Here is an 18,238-nt window from a genome sequence, read left to right as displayed (position 1 = left end):
GTATCTCTCTTCCGGAGCACAATCGCGTAACTGGTTCACAGCTCCACGTCGCCGAAGGCGTACTCGACGGCCTTGTTCAGCGTCGGGTGGGCGTGGATCGTGTCGGTGATGTCCTCGACAGTGTCCTCACCGCGGCGCATCGCGACGACGACCTCGTGAATCATCGTCGAGACCTCGTGGCCCAGCATGTGACAGCCGAGGATCTCGCCGTCGGGCGCGGCCAGCACTTTCACGAAGCCGTGGTCGAGTTTCTTCGCGCGGCCCATCGGCGTCCCGGGAATCGACTGCGTCCCAACCACGTACTCCTCGCCAGCCTCTTCGAGTTCTTCTTCGGTCTTCCCGACGCCAGCCATCTGTGGCTCGGTGAAGATGGCGTGTGGCATCGCCGTGTAGTCGACTTCGGTCGGGTTGTCGTGGACCACGGTCTCGACGAGTTGCTGGGTCTCGTAATCGCCGGAGTGTTTGAACATCTGGTTGCCCGCGATGTCGCCCAGCGCCCAGACGTTCTCTTCCGAGGTAGCCAGATACTCGTCGGTCTCGATGAAGCCGCGGTCGTCCAGTTCGATCCCCGCCGCCTCGACGTCAAGCGTGTCGGTGTTCGGCCGCCGACCCAGCGCGACGAGGACCTCCTCGCCACCGACAGCAATGGTGTCGCCGTCTTCGGTTTCGGCGTGGACCTGGACGCCGCCATCGTCCGGTTCGACCTCGGTCACGCGGTGGCCGGTGTAGACGTCGTGGCGGGACTCGGCGATCTCGGTGAACCCCTCGGAGACAGCGCCGTCCTCACGAGGGACGAGCGAATCCATCATCTCGACGATAGTCACCTCGGTCCCCATCGACTCGAAGAAGTAGCCCAGTTCGACAGCGATGTAGCCGCCGCCGAGGATCACGAGGCTGTCGGGCTGCTCGCGGAGATAGAGTGCGTCGGCACTCGTCATGTAATCGACCTCGTCGAGACCGTCGATCGGCGGGACGAGCGGGCGGGAGCCGGCCGCGACGACGACTTTCTCGGCGCTGACTTCCTCACCGCCGACGACGACTGTGCGCTCGTCGACGAACTCGGCGTGGTCCTTGTACAGCGTGAGGTTCTCTTTCTCGCGATATCGTTCTTCCATGCCGTCCGCGATACCGCCGAGTACCTCGTCCATCTCGTCGATGATTGCAGCGTAATCGGTCTCGCCGAGGGTGGCCTCGGTGTGGAACTTCTCGGCGTCGCGGACGTTGTTGACGGCATTTGCGGCCTGAATCACCATCTTCGAGGGGTTACAGCCCCTGTTCAGACAGGTTCCGCCGAGTTTGCCCTTCTCGACGAGCGCGGTGTCGAGTCCTGCATCCGCCCCCGCCGCAGCGACGTTGTTTCCGGTTCCCCCGCCGATGACGAGCAGATCGTACTCGCTCATCGGTCGATACACCCAGATTCGTCGGCACAGTGCGCCGAGACTGCTGTGTTCGGTGCCATTACAGGTATAGTTGACTCCTGCCTTACTCAAAGAACCCCTGTCGTGCAGTACCAGATCACGTCCCCGATATCTTTTAATACGTGTAGCCGAATCTACCAGTTCCGAGAGCCGCACGGACAGAGACAGCTGGCCCGGATTTATACGGACGGAGCCCCTATCAGCGGGTATGAGTCACCAGGAAGATATTCCAGATTCCGAAGAGAAGTGGCGCGAAATCCTCACAGACGAGGAGTACGAAATCCTCCGAGAAGCTGGGACAGAACCGCGGTTCAGCGGGGAGTTGCTCGATATCAAAGAAGAAGGAACCTTCCACTGTAGCGGCTGTGGTGCCGAGTTGTTCCACTCCGAACAGAAGTTCGACTCCGGCTCTGGCTGGCCGAGTTTCTACGACGCCTACGACGAGGGCAACATCGAGACACGGGTCGATACGAGCCACGGCATGCGCCGGACGGAAGTAGTCTGTGCCAACTGCAAAGGCCATCTGGGCCACATCTTCGACGACGGGCCGGAGCCGACCGGCAAGCGCTACTGCATCAACTCGGTCTCACTCGAATTCGAGCCAGAAGAGTAGCTGTTCGGGCCGTCGAAAAATACTGAACGGAAAAACGCTTATTTCTTTTCGCTGTCGACGTCGAACTCCTCGTCGGCTTCTTCGTCGTCCAGATCCATGTACTCCGTATCGTCTTTGCTCCCGTCCTCGAGGTCTGCATCCGGTTCCATCGTCTCTTCCATCTCTTCGAGTTCCTGTTCGACCTGCTGGCGGCCTTTCTGGAACTCGCCCATCGCTTGCCCAGTCGAGCGTGCGAGTTTTGGGATCTTGTTTGCACCGAACAGTAGCACAGCGATCAGGAGGATGACGACCATCTCCATGCCGCCGGGAACAGGCCCGAACAGGGGCACTAATGTGCTTGCCATTTCTATCTACTCCTTGCCGAGTCTCGATTATAGGCTTTTTGGACCGTGTGGTCGATTTGATACTGCCGATATCGGGGGCAAGCAGGGAAGTGGCAATCCAAATTCTGATGGGAGCAGGCGCCGAATGTAGCGATATGGTATCTAACGGCGAGACAGCGCCGGAGTTTACAGCACCGCTCGCGGACGGTGACGTGGGAACGTTCACACTATCGGAGACACTCGAAGCCGAGGGGCCGATCGTACTCGCATTTTTCCCCGGCGCGTTCACGCGAGTCTGTAATCACGAGCTGGACACGTTCCAGAACCGACTGGAGAGGTTCACCGAACACGGCGCGACGCTGTACGGCGTCAGCGTCGACTCACCGTTCGTGCTCAACGAACTCAGAGACCAGCTCTCCCTGGAGTTCGATCTGATCAGTGACGCCAACCGGGAGATAATCTACGAGTACGACGCCGCGACGAGTTTCGACCAGTACGGGATCGACGAACTCGCCCAGCGGGCCGTCTTCGTCATCGACGGGTCGGGCACCATCACCTACGCCTGGATCGCCGGCAACCCGGGGCAGGAACCTGACTACGACGAGGTCGAGGCCGCCGCGAGAGCAGCAGCCGAGTGACGCCACGAACAGCAAACTGTCCACCCATGTGCTTTTTTCGATACCGTGCCTAACGGACGTATGAGTGACGAGGATCCGGATACGTCCAGCCGGGACGTATCTGATGTGTCGAGTATCGATGGCGGCGGCGAAGAGCTCCGGTCGTACGATCCGGAGGCGGCCCACAGTTTCCCCGACGGCCGAGTGAACGAGGTGCTCGAATTCGTCCGGAACGACGAGGAGATTACGGTGTATCTGGAGGCCCAGAACGTCAACCCGGTCGCACGGAAACAGTACAACGACCACGGCACCAAACACATCGAAATCGTCCGCAACCGGGCACTCTGTCTGTACGAACTGCTCAAACGTGGGGAGGTCGAGTTCAACGGTGCCAGAGACCAGGGACTCGACGAGGCAGACGAGGCCGTCATCATCGCGCTCGCCGCAACGCTGCACGATATCGGCCACGTCGTCCACCGGGACGACCACCCCTACTACTCGATCCCGCTCGCTGCCGATCTGCTCGACCGGATCCTCTCGGAGTTTTACGATCTCGAAGCGCGGGTCCGGATGAAAGGGGAGATCCTGCACGCGATTATCTGCCACCACACCGAGGAGGATCCGCTGACGATGGAGGCGGGTGTCGTCCGGGTTGCCGATGCGCTGGATATGGAGCGCGGTCGCTCGCGGGTCCCCTACGAGGAGGGCGGTCGCGGCATCAACACCGTCTCCAGCCAGGCGATCGAGCGGGTCCGACTCCGCGAGCACGCCGGCGAGACAGTCCTCGTCGAGATCGAGATGACAAACGCCGCCGGCGTCTTCCAGGTCGACAATCTCCTCAAGGCGAAAGTGACCGACTCCGGACTGGAGCATCTGCTCCGGATCGTCGCGATCAACGCCCACAGCGACGAGAATCAGATCGTCGAGCGCATCGAACTCTAACTACGACTGATCGACGGCGAGTTCGACAGTGAGATCCGCACCGTCCCCGAGCGCATCGACGAGGTCGCGGTCGAGATCACCGGCCGCCTTGCTGGCCGCGATAGCGACGGTGCGGTCGTCGACGTAATCGCTGGTCCGAACGACGGCACTGCGCTCGCTTTCGAAGGTCAGTTCCGGACTGCCGAGTGCCTCGACAGTGTCGGTGTGGCCGGCGGCGTCGAGTGTGATCGTAATTCTCGCCGACTGACGAGTACAGGCGTCGACGAAGGCATCGGAAAACGCCGTGGGAGCCTGTCCTGCTTCGATACCGACGATGCAGTCCCCGGCCGGCGTGAGATAGTCGTCGGTCGTGATCTCGAACGTGCTCTCGTGGGCCGCGGTGACGTTCTCGTGGCCCCTCGCGTGGACGGTCTCTGTCACGGTCTGGCTCTCGCTCGTGTTCGACGGTTGGGTCCCTGCGACAGACGAGTCGTGGTCAGTCATACACGGCGGTTGGGGGCGGAGTACAAGAACGGGACGATTCGGATCGGTGATATCACTGTGGATGTCCCCTGGCCGACGGGCTGACCGCCAGCAGTTTCGGAGACAACTGTCCTGTCTACCCCTGTACGTTCACAGGAGTGTGGCGCTGTAGGCAACCATCGACAGGACCATGATCGCGACGAAGAAGAGGGCGATCCACTGTTCGAATTCCATGCCGGAGCGTACATGATTGAACGAATTAGTCCTTTCGCTCGTGGCCCCGACGTATCAATCAGGCAATATTCTTATACCTATCCCGGCCTCAGAATCGATATGCCCACTCGTTCGGGAAGCCCGATTCTCGAGATTCTCCTCGCCTTCGTCGTGGTCTATCTCCTCCAGGTGCTCACTGCGTTTGCGGATCTCGTCAGCACTCTGTTCGTCCTCTCGGTCCCTGTCACGGAGAACCCGTGGACGGTCGTCACGAGTGTCTACGCCCACGCTGGAATCCAGCACCTGCTCTCGAACGCGGTCGCACTCGTGGTTTTCGGCTGGCCGGTCGCACGGGCGACGACCCGAACCCGGTTCCATCTCTTCTTCGTCGGTGCTGGCGCGCTCGCCGGGGTCGCACAGGTGACACTTAGCTCCTCGCTGCCGCTGTTTCCGGGTATCGAGGCTGCTCCCGCGGTTGGAGTGATCGGTGCGAGCGGTGGCGTCTTCGCACTACTCGGCTACCTGCTCGCGAGCAATCGGCTGTCTTCCGGGCTGTCCGCCGTGGTTTCCGTTCCGACGTGGGTGACGGCGGCGGTGTTCGTCACACTGGCTGTCGGAATCACGGTCGCGACGGCCAGTCCGGGTGTAGCGCTGATCGCACACTTCACCGGACTGCTCGTCGGACTGGCTGCGGGGCGGCTGAATCTCCTGGCGACGCGGCGGCGAAACCAGAGTCCCCAGTCAGGACTGGCCTGACACGGCTACAGCGGAATGATCATAATAAATGGTGTAATATTTAGTAGCAATCTTCAAACCGATGGGGGGCGAAGAAATCCCCTATAGATGTCGTCGGGAATCCGTGCGACGGTCACCTTCTCGGAGCCGGGGGAGTGTCCGATCGCCGCATTCGCACGCACAACCGACACGGTAATCGATCAGGTATCGACGAGTATCTCACTGTCCGGCGGGCCACACGCAGTCACGGAGTTTCTGGCGTCGGGGACACCACCGGAGAGAGAAGATATCAGCGCGATTTTTTCCTACGGTGAGCAGACGCTGTACAGGGTAGTCCACGACGGGGACGAGCGTTGCCCCTGTGAGTGTCTCGGTAACCATGGCTGTCCGGTCCACCGGTACATCGCCGAAGATAATGGGCTGACACTCGTTTTTCACGCGTCCGATTTCGAGACGCTGCAGACGGTGGTTGGGCAACTCCGTGAAAACTACCCGCCGGTCGACGTCCAGCAACTCCTCCAGCCGCCCCTGGAGGGGACACCGGAAGATCGGGTCTTCGTCAACCGCGGACGGCTGACAGATCGCCAGCGCGAGGTACTCGAAGCGGCCTACGAGATGGGATACTTCGAACGGCCGAAGGAAGCAAACGCGACGGAGGTAGCCGAGGAACTGGGAATTACACAGTCGACGCTCACCGAACACCTGATGACAGCACAGCGAAAGCTACTCGACGACATCCTCGAATCCGAACGACCTTGAGATCTCCCCAGATGCTCGATCCGGACCGGAACTGGACAGTCCCCATGAAATAGCTTAAGGGGGATTACGCGTACTCTCTGAACACGAACACAATGAGTCTCGCAACGGAAACTGAAATGTCGCGGTCAGAAGTCGACGACTTTCTTAGCAACACCGAGACCGGTGTCATTTCTCTTGCGCAGGAAGACGATCCCTACTCACTACCGATTTCCTACGGCTACGACGCCGATGCAGGGATCTTCTACATGCGTCTCGTCTCGACCCCGGACAGTCAGAAACGGGCATTTCTCGGTTCCGAGCCGCAGGTTCGCCTCGTCGTCTACGACGAAAACGACGACGGAACACTGTACCGGAGCGTCGTCGCAGCAGGCGTCCTCGACGAGATCGATCCGACCGAGATGTCCATCGAGGAGATCGAGCAGTACGGCGAGACCCGCAGACCACTGTTCGAGATCTGGGGCGCCGAAAAAGACGAACTCGACATCCAGCTCTACAGGCTCGATCCGAGCGAGCTAACCGGCCGCCGGACAGAGATCGACCGCGACGACGCCTGATAGTGATTGTTGCGAGTCTGTACCGCTCTAGCGACGCAAATTCTGTGTTACACGCCGTGACACGTCGATATCCGTGACTCGGTCACGAAAATAACCGCAACAATCACTATGAATTGTCCCGCGGTCGGGGTCAATCCTTGTCTAGTTTCGCCCGTCGGGACTGGTTCAGGGCATCACAGACCGCTCCCTGTCCCCCCATGTTGACACCGGCGAGCCGTGTCCGTTTGTGGAGGATCTCGAAGCTGTCGACTGGAATCGGATCACCGTCGATCGTGAGAAAGAGTCGATCTTCCTGGTCGGTGACGAGTCCACTGGCACTCGCTTTCTCCAGATAGTCGGTGAGTGGCTCCCTGTCGACGACAACGTGTATTCCCCTGACTGAAACGATCGCCCCCTCGTCGGCGACGTCGATATCCCCCCGTCGGAGATCGACGATCTGCTCGGGCGTGAGCCCGGCATCGAGGCAGGCCTGGACGGCGTCGTACTGGCGGGCAAAGCGTGCCTTGTCGTCGAGCATCGCCCGGACGTCACTGACACCGTCGTCGGCGTCCGGAAACACCGACTCGAAGGACTCGCGGTTGTTGACGCCGTCGGTAATCTCCTCGCCGTGCATGTGATCTTGCAGTCGGATGGTGACCGACTCCGTGGCAGGCAACGAGTGGATCTCGTCGCGTGCATCCGTCGCCATCATCCAGGCAAACGCCGGCGAACACCACGCCGTCGGCAGGGTGAACTCGACGGTGACCTCCCCCGCATCGATCTCGATCTCGTCGATGTACTCCAGTTCGACGATCGAGCGGTCGAGTTCGGGATCGTAGACACGGTCGAGGCAGCCCCGGACATCCGGTCGTGTCGGCACGGTCGCTGCCGGTGGTGAGTCGGTAGTCTCCGCCCGATCCGAGGAACTCCCCACCATCAGTCTGCGGCGGCGTCCGGCGCGCCGTAGTGGTCAGCGAGCCCGAACTTCTCGGTGATCGCGTCGTCCTGGAACTGTTTCTTTTTCTCCTCGATGTCGATATCGTACAGCTCGGCGGCGTTTTCACCCATCACTTTCTTCATCGTGTCGATGTCGAGTTCGACGCCGTACTCCTTTTTCTGCTGGGCAGTCATCTCGGCGTTCATGACCTCCTCGACGAGCCAGTCGGGGTTCCACAGCGCGTAATCGGAGCCGAACATGATCTTGTCCTCACCGAGCCAGTACAGCAGTTCCCCCATGATCTCGCCGAACTTCTCGGGACGGTTGGTCACCATCGGCGCAGCGACCGCGATCCCTCCGTAGACGTTCGGTTCCTGGGTCGCGATCCAGCAGAAGTCGTCGAGCCGTGGCATCCCCACGTGGTTGGCGACGAAATCCAGCTCCGGGAACGAACTCGCGGCCAGATCCATGTCGGAGACGTCGAAGGCGTCCTTGTTGAGCGGGCGGATCGTCGGCCCCTTGTGTGCGTTGATCGTCTCGATCCCCAGATCGACACACTTCTGGAGGAACTCGAACGATTCGTCGCTGTCCATCCGCCAGCCCTTCGAATCCCCGTTCCACTCGGCCGTGTACAGCTTCACAGCCTGGATGTCGTACTCCTCTTTCTGTCGTTCGAGATCACGCATCCCCTCCTCGCCATCACGTGGATCGAACCGACCGTTGTTGATGAACCGTTCCGGGTACTTCTCGGCGATCTCGGCGTTCTGATCGATGGTGTTGAACCCCTCGTCGTAGAAATCAGAGAGGTACGACGGCTGGAAAATCGCCATGTCCACCGCCGCGTTCCCGAACAGGTCCTCGGCCATCCGTTCGGGGCCGTAGTATCGGTACTCGTCCATATCCCACTGCTTGTCCTCCGGCGTGAACCCGTTGTGGTAGTCGTAAAAACACTGGATGAACTGTTCCCCACCTCTGTGTGTGATATTCTCCTCGCGGGCGTCCCACAGGTGAACGTGCCCGTCGATTACGAAAATATCCTCACCATTTGCATTGTACATGCACCTACAGCCTGAGGGATGTTGGCATAGAAACGTCATTGACGTTCATGTTACCCCATCAATAATCAGTGATATAATGGATTGATTCGGTTTCTGTGTCTCGATTCGAGTCTGTATGATCGTTTATACGAATCGCCCAGTATTATTCGAAACCCGTCAGTAGCAGCCGAGAACCACCAGACTGCACCCCCATAATAGGTGATATAACGATTATAATGTATATTTATGACTTATCCGGGAGAGGAGAGACGTATGCGAGCCGCAAGACTCCACGAGTACACCGACGACATGAGCCAGGGCCTTTCGATCGACGACGTAGACGCACCGCAGGTGTCTGCGAGTACGGATGTCATCGTCGAAGTAGAGGGGGCCGGATGGTGTCAGACAGACAACCACATCATCGAGGGGATGTGGGAGCAGTACGTCCCCCAGCCGCTGCCGATGACGCTGGGCCACGAGAACGCCGGCACCGTCGTCGAGACGGGCGAAGAGGTCGGACTCGTCTCGGAGGGAGATCAGGTGATCTGTCATCCAGTCCAGACCTGTGGGACCTGTCGACCATGTCGCCAGGGCGAGACGATGTACTGCGAGAACGACGCGTTCAACGGACTGACGACAGACGGCGGCTTCGCCGACCAGTTGCACACGAGCGAACGGTCTGTCATCCCGCTCCCGGACGGCGTCGATCCAGCGGATATCGCACCGCACGCGGATGCCGGCATCACGGCCTATCACGCCGTCAAGAAGGCCGTCGACGAGCTCAACCCCGGTGACGCCGCAGTCGTCATCGGCATCGGCGGGCTGGGACATATCGGATTGCAGTGTCTCGACGCGATGAGCGCCGCCGATATCGTCGCCGTCGATCTCAAACAGTCCGCCCGGGATCTCGCGAGTGACCTGGGAGCACAGTACACGCTCGACCCCGAAAGCCAGGACATCCCGGACGAGATCGAGGGGATCACCGACGGACGGGGTGCCGCGCAGGTGCTCGACTTCGTGGGGGCCGACCAGACAACCGCACTGGCACCGGATATCACCGCTGCGGGGGGTGACCACCACATCATCGGCTACGGTGGCCACATCCACGAGCCAGCACAGGCACTGGTCAACGGGGAGTTCTCCTTCGTCGGCAACATCGTCGGCCGGTACGCGGAACTGCAGGAACTCGTCGCGCTGGTCGAACGTGGTGACGTTGATCTCCACACCAGTCGCTACGATCTCGAAGACGTCAACGAAGTCGCAGAGAAACTAGAACGCCGCGAGATCGACGGACGAGCAGTAATTACTCCGTAAGCGTCGCGAACTCGTCTTCGCTCGCTGCGGCTGTACAGACTGGACAGCCGTTCGTGACGATGGCCTTCCGCATGTTGTCGTTTACTTCGATTTCCTGCCCGCATTCCGGGCACGTAAATTCGTATTCCGTCATAGATGGTGAGCCTCCAGAAGACTGCGCGCTATCTGCCATTCATCCCTCTGTACGTTAGTAGCTACCTCCGGCGGTGTAGCTATGTGACCAGCATATACGGGTTCATTCAAATACGATTCCCGCCGTCGCTGGTCAACTGGTGGGCGACAACGTGGATCGGCTCTGTGGACTGACACCGCTGCGATACAGTGTAGACGAGCGAGTGTATTTAAAAACACATGGAACGAAGCCAGAACCGCCGAGACGGCATCCTTCTTATGTTAGCTGTGTTAGCTACCAGTATGGACCCGACAGAAATCGACGCACTGTCACTGATGGAACGTCTCGTCTTGCTCGGCATCGCGGATGGCGTGCTCGACGGCGAGGATCCGGTCGCCTCCTGGGCGGTTCGGGACCGCTGTGACCCGCTCGTCGACGAGGTCGACGCGGACGTCGTGAGCAAGCCGGCCGAACAGGATGTCATCCGAGCGCTGCAGACACTCGGGAGCGAACCCTACGTCCACGAGAACATGGAGGACACCTCGCCGGCAGGCAAAGGTCGGCCGAAGTACTCGCTCAACGAATCGCCGGAGACCATCCTCGACGCCGTCGAAGCAGACGAACGCCTCACCGATGCGGTCGGAGTCGTTCGAGAATCAGCCTAACGATCTAGTCGTCAGCCTCTGACTGGGAGTCGGCGACGATCTCACCGAGTCCGTCCAGTGGTCGATCCGGGTTGAGATCGTTCAACTCCAGTGGCGCACCGAGCTGTCGGTTGCTGTCTGCGCTCTCCCGGAGTCGCGTACGCCCGCGGTGAACCTGTACCTCGTCGTTGAGGTGGAGATCGATCGCTTCGAGCAACGCGTCGGCTTCGAGTGGCTGGCCGGTCCGAACCAGATCCTCGACCTCGGCGTTCGGCGGCACGTTGAACGCCCGCTGTGTGATGATCGGTCCCTGATCGAGGTCGGTCGTCACGTAGTGGGCGGTGACACCGGCGATCCGGACACCCTCTTCGAGGGCCTGGAGATACGCCTCCGCGCCGGGGAAAGACGGCAAAAGCGACGGGTGGACGTTGATGATCCTGTTCTCGTACCGGAAGACGACGTCGGGACTCAAGATCCGCATGTACCGCGCCAGGACGATTAGATCGGCGTCGTACTCCGCGAGCAGTTCGAGCAGGTGCTCCTCGTCGGGGTTGCCCTTCTCGTCGCCGATATCGTGGAACGGAACCTCGTATTTTTCGGCGAGTGGTTCGAGATCGCTGTGGTTGCCGATGACGACGCTGACGTCGGCCCCGAGTTCGCCGCTCGCCCAGGCCTCGAAGATCGCTTCGAGGCAGTGTGATTCTTTCGTCACGAGCACTGCGATCTGTTTGGTCTCGCGGTCGGCCGGGAACCGGACCTGGACGTCGACACCGAGTTCCTCGCCCAGTTCGTGGAGATCATCCCGGAGTTTCTCCTGTGTGCAGACCATCTCGCTCGTATCGACCTGCATCGTCATCCGGAAGACACCCTCTCGAACGGCCTGGTCGAGCCCCTCGATGTTGATACTGCGCTCGAAGAGAAGCGTCGTGACGTTCGCGATGAGTCCGGTATCGTCCTCGCCGACGACGGTAATCTCGGTGAACTCCTGTGTCACGGGGCCCACCCCATTACGATGGTGGTGAGCGAAATCGACGACAGTACCTCGGTCATATGTGCAAGGGAGGGCGTTTGGCTGTGATAAGCTTTCGTTTTTTGAGCAGGGCAGAGGCCTGGATCTTCCAGCAGTCAGAGAGCTGTACGCTGGCGGTGCCTGTTGTGGGACTAGTCGTCGAGAGTCGGCTGTTCGATCCAAGGTCCTCCGCCGAGCTGGATCGGCCGTGCGACGATAAAAGCCCCAGTAACGGCCGTCTCGGTTCGAGTACTGCCGGCCATCTCACCGGTCCCGGTCGGTCGAGCCATCGCGACTCTCACCCAACCGCCCGAAATCTGCCAGGTCGTCGTTGATGTCGTCGCCGGAGCTCTCGCCAGGCAGGATATCACCGAGCGCGGCACCGAAGGAGGCGACTGTCCAGACGACGCTGATCCGGGCCAGCGCGACGATGGGATCCTGCCAGTTGTCGACCCGGCCCCACATCGTCATCAGCGCCCCCGCAGTCAGAAAGGAGACGACGGCGATTCCGATCAGCCGGCGGGGGATAAAGCCGAGAATCGGGCGGTTCACCTGCACGTCCTGTGGCCCGGCCCAGTAGACGAGCGCCAGGATCATCACGAGGACGAACACCGCGTTGGCGAGGAAGGAGACCGGAAACAGTCCGATCCGGAAAGAGAGAAAGAAATCGGCGATATCGAAGACGCCGTCCTCGACAAGAAACGGTATCGAGAAGAAAATACTGCCGACGAACGCCTCTGCAACGTCGCGTGAGGTGTACTTCTGGATCTGCTCCCCGAAGACGTCGTCGAGTGCCGCCTGGATCGTCTGCTCGCGAAGGCGGTTAATCTCACTACGATGGCTCTCTGTCTCGACGGCCGATTCGAGCGTGTCGAACACTCTGTTGAGTTCCTCTACGAGTGCACCATCACTGAGGCGCTTGACTGACGCCGGTGGCTCCCGGATCGTGACTGTCTCCACCCCCTGGCCGTGCTCGATCGCTGCAGCGATCGCCTCAGTGTCGATATCCGGGCCGGGATCACCCTTCGAGACGATGTCACCGAGTGCAGCACCCAGCGAGCCGACAGTCCAGAGCACGTTGATGCGGGCGATCGCCTCGACCGGTGACTGCCACCCGCCGACACGACCCCACACGGTCATCAGCAGCGTAGCGACCACGAAGGAGATGACGAGCGTCATGAGCAGACGCACCGGAACGACACCGAAGACCATCTCGGTCTCGGCCCTGTTTCGCCCGGTCCATTCGAGCAGTGCATACGTCATGAAGACGACAAAGAGAGTGTTCGCGATCAGAAAGACGGGGACGTTGTAGACGGTGAAATTGAACAGGTACTCGGCAATATCGAAGATCCCGTCCTCGACGAGCAGAGGGGTGGCAAAGATCACGCTCCCGACGAACGCCTCCGCTGCGTCACGCGAATCGAGTTCACGCATCCCCGAGTCGATCATGCCACGGCCGTGTGCCTCCACCAGCAGGTGTTTGACGTCCTGGATTTCGGGGTGTAGTGTCCGCTCGTCGACCGCTTCCCGGAGAGTGAGCAGATCCGCAAACAACCCCTCGATCGTGGCAGTCGCTGGCTCTGCCTCGCTTTCTTCTGAAGTTACGCCCGAGCGTCCGGACGAGGAGTCGGCTGCCATGCTGTTCAGTTAGTGTTGTTTTACCCGGAATCAAATAGTTACGCACAATCCATCGCGGCAGCGTTGAGACAACATGATTCCAGCCGGAATCACAAGCGTTTTCGAGTGGCGCCCCAGTCTATCAGCCAATGAGTGAGTTCACTGCGACAGTGACCGTCCGCCTCAAGCAGGGAGTGCTGGATCCGGAAGCCGAGACGACCCAGCGTGCGCTCGAACGGCTCGGATTCGAACTCGGCGATCTCCGATCGGCCGACCAGTTCGAGATCGATCTCGATGCCGCTGATGAAGACAGCGCGACGGAACGCGTCACGGAGATGACCGAGCGCCTCCTGGCGAATCCGACACTCCACGACTACGACATCACTGTCGAAGAACAATGACGGTCGCTGTCATCCAGTTCGGCGGGAGCAACTGCGACCGCGACACCGTTCAGGCGCTGGAAACACTGGGTTTCGACGCCGAACTCGCCTGGCACGAAGACGGCCTCCCGGCCGATACGACGGGAATCGTGCTTCCGGGTGGCTTCTCGTACGGTGACTATCTCCGTGCGGGTGCGATGGCGGCCCGCTCGCCGATCATGGACGAGGTTCGCGAAGCCGCTGACGAAGGGATGCCCGTGCTCGGGATCTGTAACGGTGCCCAGATCGGCTGCGAGGCCTCGTTGACCCCCGGCGCCTTTACGATCAACCGCAGCGCGCGGTTCCAGTGTGAACACGTCTCTCTCCGCGTCGAAAACGCCGAGACGCCGTGGACTGCCCACTACGAGGAAGGCGAGATCGTCGAGTTCCCGATCGCCCACGGTGAGGGTCGCTTCGAGATCGAAGACGACCACCTCGACCGCCTCGAAGACGAGGATCGGATTCTGTTCCGGTACTGCGACGAAAACGGCGAGATCACGGACGAGGCGAACCCCAACGGCTCGAAACACAACGTCGCAGGTGTGACGGGAGAATCCGACCACATCGCGGTGATGATGCCACACCCCGAGCGTGTCTCGCTGGCCGATCTGGGTGGGACCGACGGACAGGGTGTGCTCCGCGGCTTCGGTGACGCGTAAGGCGATCTGTTTTCTAATATTGTCCCTCACCACAATCGCCAGCGCCGGTGCTCGTCGATGGTGAACTCCACAAGGGAAGGATGGGGTAGGGACGGAGCGTGTGACATAACGCTCGGCCGCAACGGTCCGAGCAGGGAACTCCTGTCCCTATCTGACGAGATGAATGCCAGTTACTAATAGACGATCCCCCCGGAGTGAAAGTGAAAGTAGTCCGGGGAGGAGCTGAACGTTCAGTTTTGGAGATACGGACCGGTGACGGTCACCGCGCCAGCGGCATCGAGTAGCTGCGTTCGCGTTCGACGACAGTCTCCCAGGTGAGTTTACAGTCGCAGTCGACCTGCTCGAACACCGACGGGTCCTGCCGAAGGTCGAAATCCTTGATCGCACGCTGGACGCGGTCGTCACACTCTCCACAGTTGTGTGCGCCCCGGTCGCTGCCGTGACCGACGGGATCGGAGACGACGATGGCGTCGGTTTCGACTGTTGATTCGAGGATCTCGGCGACGCTCCAGAGCCACGGCGGGCGGTAGCCGTCGTCGAAATACAGCTCCTCGACCATGGTGTGTCGCTGGACGTTCGTCGGGTTCATCGAGACGGTGTGGCAGTTCTCGACGTCGCTACAGCGACGGATCGACCGCTTCATGTCCTCGATCGCTTCCGATTCCGAGAGGAACGGGGGTTTCAGAAGCAGGTAGGCTTTGATCCCCGCGCCGGCGTCGGCGGCATCCTCGGCTGCACGCTCGAACTCCGAGAAATCGAAGTACTTGTTCACGCAGTCGTGGCGAACCCGGTCGGTCGCGGTTTCGAGGCCGATCGCGATGTCGGTCTCGATGCCGTGATCGGTGAAATCCGTGATCTTCTCCTCGGCGACGAAGTCGGGCAGCGATTCGACGACCATCCGGTCGCGGTCGGCGAAGGTTTCGGCGATCGCCTGCCGCGTCTCGGCGGGGATCTCGCGTTCGTCGAGGAAGGAGCCGGAGGTGTAGATCTTGATCTGTCCGGCCGGGTCCTCGGCATTTTCGGCCTCGTGGGCGAGACACTTCTCGACCTGTGTCATGAGGTCCTCGTGGGCGACGGTGCCGCCCTCGACGCTCTCGGCGACGTAGCCACACATCGTACAGCCACCCGCGCGGGCCCACCGGCAGCCGCCGGTGTTGAGGATGATCGTCAGCGAGTCGTACACCCCGTCGGGGGTGTTGTCCTCGTCGAGCCAGACCCGCGTCGGCTCGCGGGGATCGTAGGTTTCGTCCTTGCGAGACCGGATCTCGCGCATCGCCTGGTTGTGGGCGTCCATCCCACGCCCCTGCTCGTATACGTCGGGTGTCGGCTTGCTCATTACCACCTGTTGGAGGGCAGTCCGTATACGATCTGTGTTTGATCGGCTCTGTCTCCGAGGAGATTATGTAGCGGCCACCGATAGAGGGGATATGAACGTTGCTGAAGTCTCAGAACTCTCCCCCGACGAACGGAAAGCGCTGTTCGGACGGGAAAGCGGCGTCGCCGCCGTTCGCGGGGATGTCGAAGATATCGTCGACCGGGTCCTGACGGAAGGTGACGTCGCCGTCCGCGAATTCTCCTCGGAGTTCGACGGCGTCGACGTCGGCAACATCGACATCACGGACCAGGCAGCCCGCGCTGTCGACCAGATCGATGCCGAACTGCGAGAGGCGATCGAAGACGCCGCAGCAAACATCGAGGCGTTTCACGAACGCCAGCGCCCGGAAGACTGGCGCGAGGAGTTCGACGGCCGGGATCTCGGCCGCCGATTCCGCCCACTGGAGAGCGCCGGCGTCTACGCCCCCGGCGGGACAGCTGCCTACCCGTCGAGTGCACTGATGGGGATCATTCCCGCGAAGGTCGCCGGCGTCGAACACGTCGCCGTCGCGACCCCGCCCGCGGAGACGATCAACCCGGCGACGCTCGCTGCGATCGAGATCGCCGGCGCGGACGCTGTCTACCAGGTCGGCGGCGCACAGGCAATCGCGGCCCTCGCGTACGGAACCGAGACCGTCAACGCCTGCGACGTCGTCGTCGGTCCCGGGAACAAGTGGGTCACCGCAGCCAAAGCGACAGTCCGGGGCGACGTCGAGATCGACTTCCTGGCAGGACCGAGTGAACTGCTCACCGTCGCCGACGGGACCGCAGATCCGGACCTCGTCGCGGCCGATCTGGTCGCGCAGGCGGAACACGACACCGACGCCGCCGTTGGGGCAGTCACGGACGACGCCGACCTGGCCGAGGCGATCGCGACAGCAGTCGACGAACAGGCCGGTGAACGCGAACGCGAGGACATCATCCGCGGTGCACTGGACAACGATGCGAGCGGGATCTTCCTCGCACGCTCGATGAGCGAGGCGACACTGTTCGCCGAGGAGTACGCAGCGGAACACCTCTCGATTATCGCCGACGACGACGAGGCACTGCTCGACCGGATCGACAGCGCGGGCTCGGTCTTCCTCGGCCCCTACAGCCCGGTCGCAGCGGGTGATTACGCCAGCGGACCGAACCACGTCCTCCCGACGGGCGGGAGCGCACGCCGGGTGGGCGGCCTCTCCGTCGAGCACTTCCTCCGGTCGACGACCGTCCAGCGACTCGACAGGGCGGCACTCGACGACATCGCCGACACGATCACGACACTCGCCCGGACGGAAGGACTCGAAGCACACGCAGAAAGCGTCGACAAGCGCTTCGAAGAGTAGGACCGCACACTGCAGGGACCGGCAGACATTTGCATAAACAGTCCAATTGTCTGGCAATGAGCGTCGACACCGAAGCGGCGAGTGAAAGCGAACAGTCGATCGAGGAACTGGCCCAGTCACTCGGCGAGGCAATCGCGGAATTGCCCGAGTACCAGTCCTTTATCGAGGCCCGGGAGGCAGTCGAGCAAGACGAAGACGCGCAAAAACAGATCGCGGAGTTCGAGCGCGCTCGCAGGAAGTACATGGACGCGAGAGAACGCGGGGCTGCGACACGGGACGACCTCCGGGAGATGCAAAAAAAGCAGGAAGAACTCCACGAAATCCCGGTGATGAAGGAGTTCCTGCAGATCGAGAACGATCTCGAACTCCGCCTGAAAGCGCTGAACGAACACGTCAACGAACCGCTCGACATCGACTTCGGCGACAAGGCGAGTGGCTGTTGTAACGACTAGCGCTGTCGGCTACGAACGAAGACGATTTATATGGTTCTAGGTGAGCTTTCGTCCGTTCCAGCGGCTCTCAGATTTCCAGTCGGACTCGTTTCGGCAATCGTCGCGGTGCTCGTCATGGATCAGCTCATGGCGCGCATTCCGGACGGAATGACGCCCCCATATGTCGCTGCGAGCGTGCTAACGCAGACGCCTGTCGACGATGCACCGGACCGACTCGCCACGGTTGCCCACTACCTGGCGGGCCTCGGGACCGGACTGTTGTTCACCTACTTCCTGCTCGCTGCCGAGTGGCTACTCGGTGAGTCCTCGCTGCTCACAGTCGTGGCGACGACACTCGGTCTGTACGGTCTCATGGTTGGCTTCTTCGTCGTCGTCCCCTTGCCGCGGGCGGTTGGTGTTGGGGACTCGCGGCGGTCTGCTATCGGCCGCGGATGGGCCATCTCGGCTGCTGGCTATCTTGCAGTCCTGGTCCCCGTTTCGGTCGGTCTGACGCTGGCGCTGACGTGAGATTTTCTCCGTAGAAAGCCCATCAGATGCCCGAACGAGGTGTATCTGGAGCACAGGTTCAGACAATGTGGCCGAAACAGCAAGAACTCCCCGAGGCGCTGAACTCGGGGACCCGCGCTGCAGTCGGCGACTGGGGGCTTTCTTACTAACCAGACTCTTAGAGAGAGGGCTCTGTTGAAACCCTCAGCAACTGATCGAAACTGTGTGCGGAATAGAG

The 18,238-nt window shown here is 61.0% G+C and carries 23 protein-coding genes; 13 read left to right on the top strand and 10 right to left on the bottom strand.

Going from position 1 to position 18,238, the window contains the following annotated elements:
• Positions 1-35: 35 nt before the first annotated feature.
• Positions 36-1,400, bottom strand: coding sequence for a dihydrolipoyl dehydrogenase family protein (locus EOW68_RS10240; RefSeq protein ID WP_128225061.1), 1,365 nt, complete (start codon positions 1,398-1,400; stop codon positions 36-38).
• A 226-nt stretch (positions 1,401-1,626) separates the two neighbouring features.
• Here EOW68_RS10240 and msrB point away from each other — a divergent pair, with 226 nt between their 5' ends.
• A complete protein-coding gene (gene msrB, locus EOW68_RS10235; RefSeq protein WP_128225060.1) occupies positions 1,627-2,031 on the top strand; it encodes a peptide-methionine (R)-S-oxide reductase MsrB in 405 nt (134 codons plus the stop codon).
• 38 nt (positions 2,032-2,069) lie between these two features.
• Here the strand turns inward: msrB and EOW68_RS10230 are convergent, their stop codons facing one another.
• A complete protein-coding gene (locus tag EOW68_RS10230) occupies positions 2,070-2,375 on the bottom strand; it encodes a twin-arginine translocase TatA/TatE family subunit (RefSeq protein ID WP_128225059.1) in 306 nt (101 codons plus the stop codon).
• Positions 2,376-2,509: 134 nt separating this feature from the next.
• Between EOW68_RS10230 and EOW68_RS10225 the strand changes: the two genes are divergently transcribed.
• Complete coding sequence (locus EOW68_RS10225; RefSeq protein ID WP_128225058.1) at positions 2,510-2,992, top strand: redoxin domain-containing protein; 483 nt, start codon at positions 2,510-2,512, stop codon at positions 2,990-2,992.
• A 60-nt stretch (positions 2,993-3,052) separates the two neighbouring features.
• On the top strand, positions 3,053-3,913 hold the full coding sequence (locus EOW68_RS10220) for an HD domain-containing protein (RefSeq protein WP_128225057.1): 861 nt from the start codon (positions 3,053-3,055) through the stop codon (positions 3,911-3,913).
• Here the strand turns inward: EOW68_RS10220 and EOW68_RS10215 are convergent, their stop codons facing one another.
• On the bottom strand, positions 3,914-4,333 hold the full coding sequence (locus EOW68_RS10215; RefSeq protein ID WP_128225139.1) for a DUF371 domain-containing protein: 420 nt from the start codon (positions 4,331-4,333) through the stop codon (positions 3,914-3,916). It lies immediately after the preceding gene.
• Between the two features lie 375 nt (positions 4,334-4,708).
• Between EOW68_RS10215 and EOW68_RS10210 the strand changes: the two genes are divergently transcribed.
• The 3 genes from EOW68_RS10210 (at position 4,709) to EOW68_RS10200 (ending at position 6,636) form a co-directional block, all read left to right on the top strand.
• Entirely contained in the window at positions 4,709-5,344 is a 636-nt protein-coding gene (locus EOW68_RS10210; protein WP_431358857.1) for a rhomboid family intramembrane serine protease, read from the top strand.
• A gap of 87 nt (positions 5,345-5,431) precedes the next feature.
• Entirely contained in the window at positions 5,432-6,082 is a 651-nt protein-coding gene (locus EOW68_RS10205; RefSeq protein WP_128225055.1) for a helix-turn-helix domain-containing protein, read from the top strand.
• 92 nt (positions 6,083-6,174) lie between these two features.
• Entirely contained in the window at positions 6,175-6,636 is a 462-nt protein-coding gene (locus EOW68_RS10200; protein ID WP_128225054.1) for a pyridoxamine 5'-phosphate oxidase family protein, read from the top strand.
• Between the two features lie 130 nt (positions 6,637-6,766).
• Here EOW68_RS10200 and EOW68_RS10195 read toward each other — a convergent pair whose 3' ends face one another.
• Both EOW68_RS10195 and EOW68_RS10190 read right to left on the bottom strand, forming a co-directional pair.
• On the bottom strand, positions 6,767-7,552 hold the full coding sequence (locus tag EOW68_RS10195; protein ID WP_128225053.1) for an iron-sulfur cluster assembly protein: 786 nt from the start codon (positions 7,550-7,552) through the stop codon (positions 6,767-6,769).
• Positions 7,552-8,610 (bottom strand): amidohydrolase family protein, encoded by a 1,059-nt coding sequence (locus tag EOW68_RS10190; RefSeq protein ID WP_128225052.1) that lies wholly within the window; start codon positions 8,608-8,610, stop codon positions 7,552-7,554. Before EOW68_RS10190 ends, EOW68_RS10195 begins: the two co-directional genes overlap by 1 nt.
• Positions 8,611-8,862: 252 nt before the next feature.
• Here EOW68_RS10190 and EOW68_RS10185 point away from each other — a divergent pair, with 252 nt between their 5' ends.
• Positions 8,863-9,903, top strand: coding sequence for an NAD(P)-dependent alcohol dehydrogenase (locus EOW68_RS10185; protein WP_128225051.1), 1,041 nt, complete (start codon positions 8,863-8,865; stop codon positions 9,901-9,903).
• On the opposite strand, the gene EOW68_RS10180 is transcribed toward EOW68_RS10185, so the two are convergent.
• The gene (locus EOW68_RS10180) at positions 9,893-10,036 is read right to left on the bottom strand and encodes a DUF7560 family zinc ribbon protein (RefSeq protein ID WP_128225050.1); all 144 of its coding nucleotides are present in this window, start codon (positions 10,034-10,036) and stop codon (positions 9,893-9,895) included. The genes EOW68_RS10185 and EOW68_RS10180 overlap by 11 nt on opposite strands.
• A gap of 281 nt (positions 10,037-10,317) precedes the next feature.
• Here EOW68_RS10180 and EOW68_RS10175 point away from each other — a divergent pair, with 281 nt between their 5' ends.
• Positions 10,318-10,680, top strand: a complete 363-nt coding sequence (locus EOW68_RS10175; RefSeq protein WP_128225049.1) for a Cdc6/Cdc18 family protein — start codon at positions 10,318-10,320, stop codon at positions 10,678-10,680.
• 4 nt (positions 10,681-10,684) lie between these two features.
• Here the strand turns inward: EOW68_RS10175 and EOW68_RS10170 are convergent, their stop codons facing one another.
• From EOW68_RS10170 to EOW68_RS10165, 3 genes are all read right to left on the bottom strand, one after another.
• On the bottom strand, positions 10,685-11,662 hold the full coding sequence (locus tag EOW68_RS10170; protein ID WP_431358856.1) for a formyltetrahydrofolate deformylase: 978 nt from the start codon (positions 11,660-11,662) through the stop codon (positions 10,685-10,687).
• A 158-nt stretch (positions 11,663-11,820) separates the two neighbouring features.
• Positions 11,821-11,958 (bottom strand): hypothetical protein, encoded by a 138-nt coding sequence (locus tag EOW68_RS18675; RefSeq protein ID WP_431358855.1) that lies wholly within the window; start codon positions 11,956-11,958, stop codon positions 11,821-11,823.
• Positions 11,933-13,306: a hypothetical protein gene (locus tag EOW68_RS10165; RefSeq protein ID WP_128225047.1), complete on the bottom strand. Its 1,374-nt coding sequence runs from the start codon at positions 13,304-13,306 to the stop codon at positions 11,933-11,935. The genes EOW68_RS18675 and EOW68_RS10165 overlap by 26 nt, the downstream gene beginning before the upstream one ends.
• A gap of 128 nt (positions 13,307-13,434) precedes the next feature.
• Here EOW68_RS10165 and purS point away from each other — a divergent pair, with 128 nt between their 5' ends.
• Together purS and purQ are read left to right on the top strand one after the other, a co-directional pair.
• The gene (gene purS / locus EOW68_RS10160) at positions 13,435-13,686 is read left to right on the top strand and encodes a phosphoribosylformylglycinamidine synthase subunit PurS (RefSeq protein WP_128225046.1); all 252 of its coding nucleotides are present in this window, start codon (positions 13,435-13,437) and stop codon (positions 13,684-13,686) included.
• Complete coding sequence (gene purQ / locus EOW68_RS10155) at positions 13,683-14,363, top strand: phosphoribosylformylglycinamidine synthase I (RefSeq protein WP_128225045.1); 681 nt, start codon at positions 13,683-13,685, stop codon at positions 14,361-14,363. The genes purS and purQ overlap by 4 nt, the downstream gene beginning before the upstream one ends.
• A gap of 259 nt (positions 14,364-14,622) precedes the next feature.
• Here the strand turns inward: purQ and EOW68_RS10150 are convergent, their stop codons facing one another.
• A complete protein-coding gene (locus EOW68_RS10150) occupies positions 14,623-15,699 on the bottom strand; it encodes an archaeosine biosynthesis radical SAM protein RaSEA (protein ID WP_128225044.1) in 1,077 nt (358 codons plus the stop codon).
• Positions 15,700-15,790: 91 nt separating this feature from the next.
• Here EOW68_RS10150 and hisD point away from each other — a divergent pair, with 91 nt between their 5' ends.
• Genes hisD through EOW68_RS10135 form a run of 3 tightly spaced genes read left to right on the top strand, consistent with a single transcriptional unit; the run spans position 15,791 to position 18,021 of the window.
• Positions 15,791-17,062 (top strand): histidinol dehydrogenase, encoded by a 1,272-nt coding sequence (gene hisD, locus EOW68_RS10145; protein WP_128225043.1) that lies wholly within the window; start codon positions 15,791-15,793, stop codon positions 17,060-17,062.
• Positions 17,063-17,118: 56 nt separating this feature from the next.
• Positions 17,119-17,514, top strand: a complete 396-nt coding sequence (locus EOW68_RS10140) for a YlbF/YmcA family competence regulator (protein WP_128225042.1) — start codon at positions 17,119-17,121, stop codon at positions 17,512-17,514.
• Between the two features lie 30 nt (positions 17,515-17,544).
• Positions 17,545-18,021 (top strand): hypothetical protein, encoded by a 477-nt coding sequence (locus EOW68_RS10135; protein ID WP_128225041.1) that lies wholly within the window; start codon positions 17,545-17,547, stop codon positions 18,019-18,021.
• Positions 18,022-18,238: the final 217 nt, after the last annotated feature.

Origin of the sequence: Halovenus amylolytica (assembly GCA_004015825.1) — an archaeon.
Classification (GTDB): Archaea; Halobacteriota; Halobacteria; order Halobacteriales; family Haloarculaceae; genus Halovenus; species Halovenus amylolytica.
The sequence above is the reverse complement of the archived record's forward strand: the minus strand, read 5'-3'. Positions and strand labels throughout refer to the sequence as shown.